The organism is Nocardioides speluncae, from assembly GCF_003121585.1.
Classification (GTDB): Bacteria; Actinomycetota; Actinomycetes; order Propionibacteriales; family Nocardioidaceae; genus Nocardioides; species Nocardioides speluncae.
In genome coordinates this window covers 56,694-70,365 of sequence record NZ_QEOO01000036.1, presented here as the reverse complement: position 1 = coordinate 70,365, position 13,672 = coordinate 56,694, and the positions used below count along the sequence as shown (strand labels likewise).

Sequence of the window (13,672 nt, the reverse complement as noted above, 5' to 3'; positions counted from 1 at the left end):
ACGGCAGAGACCCTACCGCCCTTATTGAATTCTCGGTAACTTACTCCGAAGTCAACAGAGGTGGCGCTTGAAGCCTTCGTGGCTGGCCTGGTAGCCGAGCTGCTCGTAGAAGCGGAGGGCGTCGACGCGCGTCTTGTCCGAGGTCAGCTGGGCGAGGGATGCGCCATGCTGGCGGCCATAGTCGTGAGCCCATGCGAACAGCGCGGTGCCGAGTCCCGTCCCCCGCACACTCGAGGCGAGACGCACCGCCTCGATCTGAAGCCTCTTGGCGCCGCCACGTGCCAGCCCAGGAATGAGCGTCAGCTGCATCGTGCCGACGAGGCTGCCGTCAACGTCCCGCACCGCGGCCAGGTACTGGTGCGGGTCGCTGTCGATGTCCCGGAAGGCCGCGAGATACGGCTCCAGCTCGGACACCTCCCGGCCGGCGCCGAGGACGTCGTCCGCCAGCAGCGCAACCAGCTCCGGCACGTCGGACTCCGTCGCGCGGTCGATCGTCAGCCGACGCTCCCCGACCTCTAGTGAGTCCACCCGTCGAGGCTATCCGCAGGCGTCCGGACGAGTCGGCCCACCACGGATCCGCCTGCCACGCTCACAGCATCCCAGAAACGGCCTTTCCGACCGTGGCAAGTGACTCGGCCAGCCAGGGAAGAGCGGTCGGGTCCTCCGCGCGAAGGGCCTGCCAGCGCCGGGTCTCGTCCGGTCCGTAGAGCATCGGCGTGGCGATGCGGAGCGTGAGCCGCTCCGGTACGTCGCCGAACGCCGAGCCGGGCAGGGTCGCGATCCCCAGCTTGTCGAGCAGATGGGCGGCCAGGTCGCCGCTGGTACGGATCCCGAGCCTCGCCAGCTGGGCCCGGGATCCGGTGAAGTCCGGGTAGAGGTAGAAGCCCGCCGCGGGCTGCGGCACAGAGGCGCCGGCGGCCCGGAACACCTCAGCCGCGGCCCAGGCCACTGCCCCGTGGAGGCGCCGGCTGTGGGCAAGGTGGTCCCGAAGCTCGACGGGTTCGGTGAACGCCCAGGCCGCGACCGCCTGCACCGGATGCGCCGGCGTCGACCAGATCTCGCTGGCCGCGGTGGTGACGGCCTGCTGCAGGAGTGCGCCGCGGTCGGTGTCCGGGAAGCGGGCCACCCCGATCCGCCAGCCGCCGAGGGCCAGGCTCTTGCTCAGGCCGGTCGTGGTGATCGTCAGGTCCGGGACCAGCTCGGACGGGGTCAGCACCGAGGTCGCGGCATCGTGCACCAGGTCGAGGTAGATCTCGTCGGAGATGACCATGAGGTCCTGGCGCTGGGCCACGGCGCACAGCTCTCGTACGACGGCGGGCGCGGCGACCGTCCCGGTCGGGTTGTCGGGCATGGTGACCAGGACGCAGCTGAGCGGGGCCCCGGCTCGCCGGCGACGGACGGCCTCGACCTCGAGAGCCCTCGGGTCCGGCACCCCGCCCTGCCCGGGCAAGGTGTCGATCAGCACGGACTCCTGGTTGAGCAGCGCGTTCTGGGCGGCGTAGCTGACCCAGCTGGGCCGGGGCAGCGCGACCGGGCCGCCCAGCGCCTGGAGGACGGCGTACAGCAGCGGCTTGGAGCCGGGACCGGCCACCACCTGGTCGGCGCGGGTCGGCACCCCGCGCCGGGACCAGTAGCCGGCTGCGGCGTCGAGGAGGGCGGGTATGCCCGCGACCGGGCCGTAGCCGCCGAGCTCGGCGTACACGCCAAGGCGGCGAGTGAGCTCCGGGTGGATCGGAATGCTCGCCTCGCCGAAGCCGAGCGGGATGGTGTCGTGGCCGGCGGCTCGGCGGCGGGCGATCTCTTGGTTGATGGCGAGGGTGGCGGAGACTGTCACACGTCCATCATCGACGGTGTCGAGCATCAGGTAAAGCGCGAAAATCTGATCCCGGGACTAAGGTCTGCTTATGCTCAGTCTGGATCGGGTCGACCTGCTGGCGCGTTTCGCCCGGCTCGGCAGCATCGCCGCTGTGGCCGACGAGGCGGGCTTCACGCCGTCCGCGGTCTCCCAGCAGCTGGCGACACTTGAGCGCGAGGTCGGAGCCGCTCTGCTGGAACGCGGCCCGCGGAGCGCCCGGCTGACCGGTGCCGGAGTCGTCCTCGCCGAGCACGCACTCGGCCTCCTGGCGCAGGCGCAGTACGTCGAGTCGGAGGTGAAGGCCGCCTCCGGTGAGGTCGGTGGTGCGGTCACGGTCGGGTCGGTCCCCACCCTCGCCGGCCGGACCGCACGTGGGATTGCGGCCGCCTCAAGCCGCTTCCCGGACCTACGGGTCGCTCTGCACCAGGTGGAGTCGGGACCAGCCGGCGATCTGGTGGCCCAGGGACGGCTGGACCTTGCCGTCATCGACCTCTGGCCAGGCAACGAGCAGGCCGCCTGGCCCGGCGTGACCGTCCACCGCCTCGTGGACGAGCGTCTGGTGCTCGCCGGCCCGGCCGCGACCGGGCGATCCAGCCTGCGCGCGCGGCTGCCCGAGATCGTCGCCGGGCACCCGTGGCTGTGCCCGCCCGCCGGACACCCGTCGCGTGAGTACGGCGACGCGCTGCTCGCCTCGGCCGGCGCCGTACCCCGGGCGCGCTGGGAGCTCGAGGGCCTGGCGACGATCGCCGAGCTGGTCGAGGCGGGGCTGGGAAACGGCGTACTCCCCGCTTCCGTGCTGGCCAGCCGCGCCGAGACACCGCACACGAGGTTGAACGCCGCACGTGCGGTGTGCCTGGCGGTGCGCGACGCACGGGCTGTTGCGCCGTCGGTCCGCGAGGTCGCCGCTGATCTGCGCCGGAGCCTGCGAGCCAAGCGCTGATTCCGCTGAACCACGAGCGTCCGGGTGCGTATGGTCGACCGCGGGAGGGTCACCTGATGCGCGCCATCGTCCAGGACAAGTACGGGTCGGCCGATGTCCTGCGCCTCGGCGAGGTCGACCGGCCCGCGATCGCGGAAGACGAAGTGCTCATCAAGGTGCGTGCAGCCGGCCTGGACCGCGGGACCTGGCACCTGATGGCCGGCCTGCCGTACCTGATGCGACTTGCATTCGGGTTCCGCGGCCCGAGGAACCCGGTACCCGGCCTCGACGTCGCCGGCACCGTCACGGCGGTCGGGGCCTCGGTCACCAGATTCTCCGAGGGCGACGAGGTATACGGCATCTCCCGCGGGTCCTTCGCCGAGTACGCCGCCGCGCGGGAGGACAAGGTGGCCCGCAAGCCGGCCAGCCTCACATTCGACCAAGCCGCCGTCGTCCCGATCTCTGGGGGCACGGCGCTGCAGGCCCTGACCGATGCCGGCCGCGTCGTGGCAGGTCAGCGGGTCCTGATCATCGGCGCATCCGGTGGAGTCGGCAGCTTCGCCGTACAGCTCGCCAAGGCGTTCGACGCCGAGGTCACCGGCGTGTGCAGCACGCCGAAGCTCGACCTGGTCCGCGCCCTGGGCGCCAGTCACGTCATCGACTACACCCGCGAGGACTTCGCCGACGGCACCAACACCTACGACCTCATCCTCGACATCGGCGGCAACCCGTCGCTCCCCCGGCTGCGCCGGGCGCTCACGCCGACCGGGACGCTCGTCATCGTCGGCGGCGAGGACGGCGGCAAGGTGACGGGCGGGTTCGGCCAGTCACTTCGGGCGCCGCTGCTCTCGCTCTTCGTGCGTCAGCGGCTGACCATGCTCGTCAGCAAGGAGCGCGCGAGCGACCTGGAGCTCCTCGCCCCGCTCCTCGAGGCCGGCAAGGTCATCCCCAGCGTCGACCGCACCTATCCACTCGACCAGGTCCCGGAGGCGATGCGCTACCTCGAGTCCGGACAGGTACGCGGCAAGGTCGCCATCGTCCTCTGAGTTCGGCCTACGATGGCGCCGATCGCCATGCCGACATCTGAGCCGTACGACCGCCCTCGCAAGCTGCTGCTAGTCGTCGACGCGCCTTCGTTGCTCCATCGCAACCACCACGCGCGGGCCTACACCCGCATCACCGACCGCTCCGGACGGCCGGCGTGGGCGCTGCACGGCATGCTCCGGCAGATCATCGAGTCGATCGACGGCTTCGCACCGGACGCGGTGATCTTCGGGCTCGACGACCGCACGGCATCGGTCCGCCGCGACTTCTACCCGGACTACAAGGCCGGACGGGCCGAGAAGCATCCCGAGCTTGTCGACCAGCTCGAGCGGGCCGGCGGCCTGCTCGACGCCCTCGGCCTCGCGACCCTCACTCCCCCGGGTCTTGAGGCCGACGACGTCAACGCATCCGGCGCGACCTGGGCCGAGCGCAACGGCTGGAACTGCGTGATCATCACCTCCGACCGGGACGCCTTCGCCCACATCAGCGAGCACACGCAGGTGCTGCGCCTGATCGACGGCGGCATCAACGGCTCACCGCTGCTGAACCCGACCAAGCTACGGCTGATGTACGGCGTCTCCGCCGACCGCTACCTCGAGTACGCCGCCCTCCGCGGCGACGCCAGCGACAACCTGCCCGGCGTCTCGGGAATCGGGGAGAAGTCCGCGGCGGTGCTGCTCGAGCAGGCCGGCTCGATGGACACGGTCTGGGCCGACATCGACCACAACGACGGACGGGCCGTGGTCGCCGCCCTCGACAGCTGGGCCGAGGAGACCGGCGGCCGTCGTACCGGCGCCACCATCGTGCGCCGACTGTCCGCGCCGGGTGCCCGCGAGCGCTACGACTTCAACGTCCGGATCATGTCGGGCCGCGACGACCTCGACCTCGGCCTCACTCCCGACGTCCCGGGCAGCCCCGGACTGCTCCCCCTCGACCTCGACCGGGTGACCCGGGTCGTCGGCTTCCTCAACGTCCAGGCCACCACAGACCTGGCGATCCGGGTGCTCAGCACCAATCCCGCCTCCGCGTCAGGTGGGCTGCGGAGCGGTGGGCAGGTCCAGGGCGACCAGGCGGGCGGCCTCAGTCGGGTCGAGGCCGAGCATGATCAGCATTCGCTCCGTGAACAGGACCGAGAGCCGGGTGTTGAGGATGGCGCGGACCATCTCTGGTGACTGACGCTGCAGCCGTTCGACAGCGGACAAGGACTAGGTGACCAGGTCGAGACGGTGCTCGCGCCCGTTGACGGTGAAGGTCTCGCCCGCAAGCAGGCCCGCGCTGGCGGCGTACACCGGCGAGTCGGCCGAGACGCCTTCGTAGGTGACCCCGTCGCACTCGAAGGCGTCGGCGACCGCGCCGACCACGTAGTGGTCGCCACCGAAGGCGATGACCGCTCCGGGCTCCACGACGTCCTTAGGCCCGAAGTCAAGGTCGCGGATGGCAGCCAGATTCGCCTGCTGCCGCTCGCCGGCCGCCGCGATCAGGCCCGACAGCTCGCCCTCCTCGTCGGACTGCGAGAGGTCGTCGACCGAGTGCGACGCCGCCTGGTCCAGCTGCGCCGCGGCGCGCTCGTAAGCGGCCGTCTCACCGGCCGCGCCGAGGTGAGCCGCGACATGCGCCACCAGCGCATCCTTGATCCGCTGCTTGGCAGCGGCGTCCAACTTCGCGGGCTCGCCCATGATCCGTCCTCTCGGAGACCGACGTTCAGCCCACTTTGCCACGCGCAACTGAAGACAGGCCAGGCAAGAAATTAGGTAAGCCTTACCTTATTTGCGATAGCCTGAGCCCCCGTCGCCATCCGGGCGGCCAACGAAGAGCGACCTCCCTGCCATGCATCGCGCCGCCTCGAGCGTCCTGGTCCCGTTGTTCGCGCTGCTGCTGTCCGCCTGCGGCCCGCTGATCGACTCCCCCAACCACGGCGACGACTCCGGGCCCTCCACCTCGGTCCCTCACATCGCCGACGTGCAGCCGGCCGACGACGTCCGCGCGCACCAGGGTGTGATCGACATCGAGCTGCCCGACGAGCCCGTCGAGCCGATCGCCGACGACCCGGCGCCGCAGCTGCCGGCCACGGTGAAGGACGCGCAGGGCACCACGGTCACGGTGATGGACACCAGCCGGATCCTGGCGCTCGACATCTACGGCACGCTGGCCCGGACCGTGTTCGAGCTCGGCCTGGGCGAAAACGTCGTCGGCCGGGACGTGTCGTCGTCGTTCAAAGAGATCGAGGACCGGCCGCTGGTCACCCAGAACGGCCATGAGCTCAATGCCGAGGCGATCCTCGAACTCGACCCGACGGTGGTGCTGACCGACACCTCACTCGGCCCGTGGGACGTGATCCTCCAGCTGCGCGATGTCGGCATCCCGGTCGTGGTCATGGACTCCGAGCGCACCCTCGACAACCTGTCCTCGCTCACCCGCGAGGTCGGCGACGCGCTCGGCCTGCCCGACGAGGGCAAGCGGCTCGGCCAGCGGATCGAGGACGAGACCACCGAGGTGCAGACGGCCATTGCGGACGCCGTGCCCGAGCAGCTGACCGGCCGGCTGCGCACGGTCTTCCTCTACCTCCGTGGCCAGGCCGGCGTCTACTACATGTTCGGCCAGGGCTCCGGCGCGGACACCCTGATCGACGCGGTCGGCGGGTACGACGTCAGCAAGGAGATCGGCTGGAAGGGGATGAGGCCGGTCAACGACGAGGCGCTGATCTCCGCCCAGCCCGACGTAATCCTGATGATGAGCAAGGGCCTGGAGTCGGTCGGCGGCGTGGAGGGCCTGGTCGAGCGGTTCCCGGCGCTGGCGCAGACCCCTGCCGGCGAGAACGAGCGCGTGGTCGCGATGAGCGACAGCCAGATCCTCAGCTTCGGGCCCCGGACTCCCGGCGTACTCAATGCACTCGCGGTGGCGCTCTACGCGCCGGAGGCGCTGTGACCGCGACGGCCTCACCGGTCTCCAAGGTGTCGACCGCCAACCGCGGCCGCCGTACTCCCGCGCCGCCGGCGGTACGGCGCACCCGGGCCACGCTGTTCCTCACCGGCCTGGTCGTGGCCCTGGTCGCGGTGGTGCTGGTCTCGGCAGGGTCCGGCCAGCTCCGGATCGCGCCGGACGAGGTGGCCGGCTCGATCCTGCACCGGCTGCACCTGGACCTCGGTCCGATGCCCAGCCACCCGCGCGGCGACGCGACGCTCTGGACGGTCCGCTTCCCCAGGATCGCGATGGCGCTGCTGGTCGGCGCGACGCTGGCGGTGGCCGGCGCGCTGATGCAGGGCGTGTTCGGCAACCCGCTCGCCGAGCCGGGCGTCGTCGGCGTCTCATCGGGCGCGGCCGCCGCGGCCGCGGCCGCGATCGTCTTCGGCCTCGGCTTTGCCGGCGCGTGGACGATCGCGGCCTGCGCCTTCGTCGGCGGTCTGGCCACAACCCTGCTGGTCTACCTGCTGTCCCGCTCGGACGGCCGCACCGAGGTGGTCACGCTGGTGCTGACCGGGATCGCGGTCAACGCGGTGGCCGGCGCCGTGCTCGCGCTGCTGATGTTCCTCGGCGACACCCAGGCCCGCGAGCAGATCGTCTTCTGGCAGCTCGGCAGCCTCGGCGGCAGCCGCTGGCAGTACGTCTGGGTGGTGGCGCCGATCGCGGCGGCCGGCATCCTGGTCGCGTTCCTCGCCGCCGGCAGCCTCGACCTCCTCGCCCTCGGCGAGCGCTCGGCCCGGCACCTCGGCGTACACGTGGAGCGGCTGCGGATCGTGCTGATCGTCGTGGTCGCGCTGCTCACCGCCGCGGCCGTCAGCTTCTGCGGGATCGTGGCGTTCGTCGGCCTGGTGGTGCCGCACCTGGTCCGGATGGTGACCGGCCCGAGCCATCTGATGCTTCTCGTCGGCTCCTGCCTGGCCGGCGGTCTGGTCCTGGCCGTGGCCGACCTGGTCGCCCGCACGCTCGTCGCCTACGCCGACCTCCCGCTCGGGATGCTCACCTCACTGGTCGGCGGCCCGTTCTTCTTCTGGCTGCTGCGCCGGGCGCGCCGGACCGCGGGAGGCTGGGCATGACGGCGGGCATGAGCGTCCTCACCGCAAGCAACGTCGTGGTCCGGTACGGCGCCGCCGAGGTGCTGGCCGGCGTCGACCTGCGCGTCGACCGGGGCGAGCTGGTCGCGCTGGTCGGGCCGAACGGGGCCGGCAAGTCGACCCTCCTCGCGATGCTCTCCGGCGACCAGGAGCCGACCTCGGGCACCGTCGAGATCCTCGGCCGGCCCGTCGCCGAATGGAGGCTGCGGGCGCTGGCCCGCGAGCGCGCGATGCTCACCCAGGAGCAGCGGATCGCCTTCCCGTTCTCGGCCCGCGAGGTCGTCACGATGGGCCGGGCGCCCTGGCGCGGCCGGCCCGAGGAGGACCTCGACGAGCTCGAGGTCGCCGCAGCGATGCACACCGCCGAGGTGACCCACCTCGCGGACCGCGCCTTCGGCTCGATGTCGGGCGGCGAGAAGGGGCGGACGTCGTACGCGCGGGTGCTGGCCCAGCAGACCGGCGTACTGCTCCTCGACGAGCCGACCGCCTCACTCGACCTGCGGCACCAAGAGACGCTGCTCGACAGCGTGCGATCCCGGGTCCGGGAGGGCGCCGCGGCCGTCGCCGTACTCCACGACCTCAACCTCGCCGCCGCCTGGTCGGACCGGATCGTGCTCCTGCACCAGGGCCGGGTGGTCAGCGACGGGCCACCCAGCGCGGTGCTGCGACCGGAGCTGCTGTCCGAGGTCTACGACCACCCGATCTCCGTGATCACCCGGCCCGGCGCGGATGGACAGGGCGACCTGTTGGTGCTGCCGGACCGGCACGCCCAGAGGAGCCTCCTGTGAAGAGCCTTGTCCTGTCGGCGGCCGCCGTCGCGCTCGCCGGTCAGCTGCTGATCGCACCGACGGCCGACGCCGCCGACCCTCGCATCGGTGTCATCAACGACCGCGGTACGGCGCAGGCCGACGGCAAGTACCGGACCCCGCTGACCATCTCCGGAAGTGGCTTCCAGGCGGTCCGCGGCGGCTTCGGCGGCGTCTACGTGATGTTCGGGTGGGTCGACGACCCGGCCGGCGACTCGTGGAAGCCGTCCCGGGGTGGCGTCACCGGCAAGGACTACCGCTACCTGCCCGACTCCGAGAGCGCCAACAACCAGGGCTACCTCCGCTTTGTCGCGTTTCCAGGCAGCTCCACCGCCGCCGAGGCGAACGCGGTGATGTCGGCGAGCGGCGGTTTCTCGGTCGACCTGACCGTGCCCGGCCCGGTGTTCCGCAGCGTCGACCGCGCCGGCAAGGTCAGCGACATCGACTGCCGCGAGGTCACCTGCGGCGTGATCACGATCGGCGCCCACGGCGTGAAGAACCCACGCAACGAGACGTTCACCCCGGTCCGGTTCGGGAACGTGTACGACGCACCGCCGGCGCCGACGCCCTCGGAGACCCCCGCTCCCGGCGCGGAGCCGACGCGGCCGTCCGGCGAGCCGGCCGAGGAGGCGGCGCCCGGGACGACCACCGGCAGCCCGCCGACCACCCGCCGCGGCAAGCCGGCCGTGGTCACGGACCGCACCACGGCGAAGGCCGGACACGCCCTGGCGTTCACCGGCACCGGGTTCCAGCCGGGCGAGCAGGTGCTGGCGGTGCTCGACGACGGGGTCGCCGCCCTCGGACCGCTGGTCGCCGGCCTCAGCGGCGAGGTGGCGGGGATCCTCCGGCTCCCGGCCGACCTGCCGGTCGGCACCCACGAGCTCCGGCTCACCGGTGCGGCGTCTGGCGTGAAGGTCCTCGAGCGGTTCCCGGTCCAGGCGGCGACCACCGAGGCGAGCACGTCGTCGGCCGACGCCGAGTTCGACGACGAGCGCGACTGGCCGCTGTCGGCGCTGTTCCTCGGCGCGGCCGGCCTGGTGTTCGTGGTGGCCCTGGTGGCCGCCGTACTCAGGGTCGCGCGGAGCCGCCGTCGCCCGGCCCTGCTGGGAGGTCACTGAGATGCGGCTCCTACACACCACCGTCGCCTTCGCCCTCGCCACCGCTGCGGTCACCGTCGGCCTGGTCGCCGGCGCGAGCGCCGAGGACGAGCCGGCCTCGTTCACCATCGACGACGCCCAGCTCCGCTGGGGCCTCAACGTGGAGAGCAACAGCCGCGCGTTCGCGCCCGGCACCTACAACCTGTTCTCGGCCGGTGAGATCCCGAACCCGGGGCGCGGCGGCGTCGCGATCAAGCCGGAGGACTGGCGGGCGACGGCCGGTCAGGTGTGGCTCGAGAAGCGGCGCGCCGACGGCAGCTACGCGCGGGCGACGTACGCCGGCACCCAGACCGACACCAACGGGGCACCGCTCGGCGCGGCGGGAAGCGGCAGCAACAGCGGCCACCAGGTGGTGATCGGCGGCGGTGACGGCACCGTCGACCCCGAGGCCGGCACCGCCGACATCCGGTGGCAGGGCACGTTCACGGTGCTCTACTACTCCGGCTACACCTACTTCACCGTGACCGATCCGCGGCTGGTGGTGACGGCGACCTCGGCCCGGCTGCTGGGCACGCTCGGCGGCTTCGAGACCGACCGGAACGACCCAGACAAGTGGGTGCCGCTGCCGCCGACCCAGGCCACGCTGGCGAACATCCCACGGGCCGGTCTCGAGCTGCCGGACGAGGGCGGCTTCAACGCCACCCCGGTATACCGAGGCGTGCGGTACGACGCCCCCGACGGCGGCACCGACCACGTCCGCAGCGGGCCGGACTGGGGCTCGTTCCCGACGTCGTACGTCGACTTCATGGTCAAGGCCGGCGCCGCGCCGTACTGGTACTCCTCCGGCGGAGCCGCCGACCCCCACAAGATCGCGCTGCCGATCACCGTGAGCTACTCGGCCGGCGACCCGGTCGACCCACCCGCGCCACCGCCCCCGACGCCCGGCCCCGGCACCCCGACCCAGCCCGAGGCCCCGGAGCCACCTTCGGAGAGCCCGACGCCAACGCCGAGCCAGCCTCCGGCACCGACACAGCCGCCGGCGCCGACCGCACCCCGGGTGGTCGAGCAGCGAGCGCCAGCGAGCGTCGTCGAGACCACCACCCCACCGGCCACCACGATCGCGGCGCAACAGGCACCCCCGGTCGTCTACGCCCACACCTCGTCCGCGGCCCAGCCGGGGACCTCCGACTCCGACCACCGCTGGCAGTGGTGGCTCGGCTCGCTGCTGTTGCTCGCTGCAGCAGCGCTCACCACATTCAGCTCGCTCCTGAAAGGAACACGATGACCGCCACCTCCATGCGGCGGCTGCTGTCGGCCGCGGTGTCCACCGCTGTCGCCACGACCGCACTCACCACCGGACTCACCACCACTGGACTCGGGACCGCAGCGGCGCACGCTGCCGTGACGCCCACCGACGACGCCACCTTGACCTGGGGGCTCAGCGGCTACGCCCAGAAGGGCATCTTCGGGCCGTGGACCTTCTCGGACCTGACCGGCAACGTCACCCAGCTGGTCGGCTCGGTCTCCGGCGGCACCCAGACCGAGTACGCCGTCGACCCGGTCCCGGTCACCTCGATGCCCGCCAACTCCGGCACCCAGAAGACGCCGAACGCGGTGAAGTTCACCGCCGGCGCCGGCACCGCCGACCCGGAGACCGGCGCCGCCGACCTGTCCTGGACCGGCAGCTACACCGTCAACGCCTACCCGCCGCAGTTCGGCGCACCGGACGAGATCTACTCCAACCCGGAGCTGGACATCGCCGCGGACGGCTCCGGCGAGCTGACCATGAACTTCGCGCTCGGCGAGGGCGTGGACATGGAGGGCAACCCGATCCCGGCCCAGGACTTCGGGCGGCTCACGCTGCTCACGTTCGGCGCCGGCTCGGACGCGGCGACCCCCGACGGCTTCCGGCTGACGCCGGGCTATCAGGGCGTGGAGGTCACGGTCCCGGACGGCAGTGAGCAGGTCCGCAACTGCACGCCCAGCGAGACCGCCACCGGCTGGTGGGGCTCCTGGCCGGCCGAGTTCGTGACCACGGTGCCGGCCTCGGTCCGCCCGCACTTCTACTCCACCGGCTGCGGCGGCATGCAGGACAACAAGCCGCCGCTGCCGGTCGACTTGGACCTCGGCATCGAGCCGGTGGTGGAGACACCGACCGTCACCGTCTCCGACACCGACCTGTCCCCCACCGGCCAGCACCAGGTGACCATCGAGGGCTCCGGCTTCGACCCGGCAACACCGCTCGGCACCCGGCCGCCGCTGGCCGGCCAGCCCTCCGGCGCGTACGTCATCTTCGGCAAGTTCGCCGACACCTGGCGGCCGTCGGCCGGCGCGCCGTCGAGCAGCCGGGTCGCGGTCACCCAGAAGTGGGCGGTCCCGGCCGCGCAGATGGGCACCATCGGTGGCCCCGCCGCCGGCGCCGTGGAGCTGGAGCCGGACGGCACCTTCACCGCCACCCTGACCGTCGACAAGGCAGCCGCCGACGCGGCCTCCGCCACCGGCAACTACGGCATCTACACCTACGCCGGCAGCGGCGCCGTCCACGCGCCGTACGAGACCGCCACGCCGATCACCTTCAGCAAGGCGCAGCCGACGCTCAAGGCCACCGCGACCAAGGGCACCTTCGGTACGTCGGCCAAGGTGACCGCCACCCTGAGCGGCGCGGGGGCGACCACCGCCACCGGCACTGTGACCGTCAAGAAGGGCACCAGCACGCTCGGCAGCGGCACCGTCACGGCCGGCAAGGCCACGGTCACGGTCAGCCGGCTGCTCGCCGCCGGCACGCACACCCTGAGCGTGACGTACGGCGGCGACGCGGCCACCGAGGCAGCGACCTCCACGGTCCGGGTCACCGTCGCCAAGGCCAAGCCGGCGCTGACCGGCAAGCTCCTCACCAAGCCGACGCCGACCAAGGCCGGGAAGCTCCAGGTGCAGGCGACCTCGCCGGCCAAGGTGGCGCCCCGCGGCAAGGTGCGCGTCGTTCTCAAGAACGCCGCCGGCAAGGTGCTCAAGAACGTCACGCCCGCGCTGTCCGGCGGCAGGGCGACCGTGTCCCTGCCGAAGCTGAAGCCGGGTCGCTACCGGGTCGTCCTCACCTACGCCGGCGACAGCAACCACGCCGCCGCGAGCCCACGCACGTTGTCGTTCTCCGTTACCCACTGAACCACCACTGAGCCGCCGGTGCCCGTTCTCGGGGCGGGCGCCGGCCCAGACCTAGGGAGTCCCCGTGACCGTTCTCCACTCCCCCGTCGACGCCCCGCTGTCCCGCGCCATGCGCGAGGGCTCGCAGGCCGAGCACACCGAGGCCGAGACCTCAAGCTTCATGGCCGAGCTACTGGCCGGCCGGGTCAACGAGCGCGGGTACACCGCGTACCTGCTCCGGCTGCGGGAGGTGTACGCCGCACTCGAGGAGACCGGCCGCCGCCTCGCCGGCGACCCGGCCGTCGCCGCCGTACTCGACCCGGCGCTGGACCGGCTCGCGGCCATCGACGCCGATCTCGCCCACTGGACCGGTGAGGCGTCCGCAGACCTGGACAGCCCGGCCGCCGCGGCGTACCGCGCCCGGATCGAGGCCACGTCCGGCGGTCACAGCGCGCTGTACCTCGCCCATCACTACACCCGCTACCTCGGCGACCTCTCCGGCGGCCAGGTGATCGGCCGGATGCTGACCCGCGAGTTCGGGCTCGACGGCGCCGGCGTCGACTTCTACGAGTTCCCCGCGATCCCCAAGCCGAAGCCCTACAAGGACGCCTACCGGGCCCGGCTCGACGCACTGCGGCTCTCGCCCGACGAGAAGCAGCGGGTGGTCGACGAGGTCCGGGTCGCGTTCCGGCTCAACCACGCGCTGTTCAGCGAGCTCGGCGAGCGGCTGTCCGACTACCGTCGCTGACCTGGTGTCA

The 13,672-nt window shown here is 72.1% G+C and carries 13 protein-coding genes; 10 read left to right on the top strand and 3 right to left on the bottom strand.

Annotated features, from left to right (window positions below):
• Positions 1-51: 51 nt before the first annotated feature.
• Together DDV73_RS18170 and DDV73_RS18165 are read right to left on the bottom strand one after the other, a co-directional pair.
• Entirely contained in the window at positions 52-528 is a 477-nt protein-coding gene (locus tag DDV73_RS18170) for a GNAT family N-acetyltransferase (RefSeq protein WP_109508678.1), read from the bottom strand.
• A gap of 61 nt (positions 529-589) precedes the next feature.
• Complete coding sequence (locus DDV73_RS18165; protein ID WP_109508959.1) at positions 590-1,834, bottom strand: pyridoxal phosphate-dependent aminotransferase; 1,245 nt, start codon at positions 1,832-1,834, stop codon at positions 590-592.
• A 70-nt stretch (positions 1,835-1,904) separates the two neighbouring features.
• Between DDV73_RS18165 and DDV73_RS18160 the strand changes: the two genes are divergently transcribed.
• The 3 genes from DDV73_RS18160 to DDV73_RS18150 are packed head-to-tail and all read left to right on the top strand — an operon-like array spanning position 1,905 to position 4,990.
• Positions 1,905-2,795, top strand: coding sequence for a LysR family transcriptional regulator (locus tag DDV73_RS18160; RefSeq protein ID WP_109508677.1), 891 nt, complete (start codon positions 1,905-1,907; stop codon positions 2,793-2,795).
• Positions 2,796-2,851: 56 nt separating this feature from the next.
• Complete coding sequence (locus DDV73_RS18155; RefSeq protein WP_109508676.1) at positions 2,852-3,820, top strand: NAD(P)-dependent alcohol dehydrogenase; 969 nt, start codon at positions 2,852-2,854, stop codon at positions 3,818-3,820.
• Between the two features lie 27 nt (positions 3,821-3,847).
• On the top strand, positions 3,848-4,990 hold the full coding sequence (locus DDV73_RS18150) for a 5'-3' exonuclease H3TH domain-containing protein (RefSeq protein WP_109508958.1): 1,143 nt from the start codon (positions 3,848-3,850) through the stop codon (positions 4,988-4,990).
• Between the two features lie 33 nt (positions 4,991-5,023).
• Here the strand turns inward: DDV73_RS18150 and DDV73_RS18145 are convergent, their stop codons facing one another.
• Positions 5,024-5,494: a hypothetical protein gene (locus DDV73_RS18145; RefSeq protein WP_109508675.1), complete on the bottom strand. Its 471-nt coding sequence runs from the start codon at positions 5,492-5,494 to the stop codon at positions 5,024-5,026.
• 151 nt (positions 5,495-5,645) lie between these two features.
• Here DDV73_RS18145 and DDV73_RS18140 point away from each other — a divergent pair, with 151 nt between their 5' ends.
• The 7 genes from DDV73_RS18140 to DDV73_RS18110 all read left to right on the top strand — a co-directional run bounded on the left by DDV73_RS18140 (position 5,646) and on the right by DDV73_RS18110 (position 13,662).
• Entirely contained in the window at positions 5,646-6,743 is a 1,098-nt protein-coding gene (locus tag DDV73_RS18140) for a heme/hemin ABC transporter substrate-binding protein (protein WP_109508674.1), read from the top strand.
• 26 nt (positions 6,744-6,769) lie between these two features.
• The gene (locus DDV73_RS18135) at positions 6,770-7,852 is read left to right on the top strand and encodes a FecCD family ABC transporter permease (protein ID WP_206050965.1); all 1,083 of its coding nucleotides are present in this window, start codon (positions 6,770-6,772) and stop codon (positions 7,850-7,852) included.
• An 8-nt stretch (positions 7,853-7,860) separates the two neighbouring features.
• A complete protein-coding gene (locus DDV73_RS18130; RefSeq protein WP_109508672.1) occupies positions 7,861-8,658 on the top strand; it encodes a heme ABC transporter ATP-binding protein in 798 nt (265 codons plus the stop codon).
• Positions 8,655-9,794: a hypothetical protein gene (locus DDV73_RS18125; RefSeq protein WP_109508671.1), complete on the top strand. Its 1,140-nt coding sequence runs from the start codon at positions 8,655-8,657 to the stop codon at positions 9,792-9,794. Before DDV73_RS18130 ends, DDV73_RS18125 begins: the two co-directional genes overlap by 4 nt.
• A gap of 1 nt (position 9,795) precedes the next feature.
• Complete coding sequence (locus DDV73_RS29510) at positions 9,796-11,058, top strand: hypothetical protein (protein WP_109508670.1); 1,263 nt, start codon at positions 9,796-9,798, stop codon at positions 11,056-11,058.
• Positions 11,055-12,935: an Ig-like domain-containing protein gene (locus DDV73_RS18115; protein WP_109508669.1), complete on the top strand. Its 1,881-nt coding sequence runs from the start codon at positions 11,055-11,057 to the stop codon at positions 12,933-12,935. The genes DDV73_RS29510 and DDV73_RS18115 overlap by 4 nt, the downstream gene beginning before the upstream one ends.
• A 64-nt stretch (positions 12,936-12,999) precedes the next feature.
• A complete protein-coding gene (locus DDV73_RS18110) occupies positions 13,000-13,662 on the top strand; it encodes a biliverdin-producing heme oxygenase (protein ID WP_240617350.1) in 663 nt (220 codons plus the stop codon).
• The last annotated feature ends 10 nt before the right edge of the window (positions 13,663-13,672 follow it).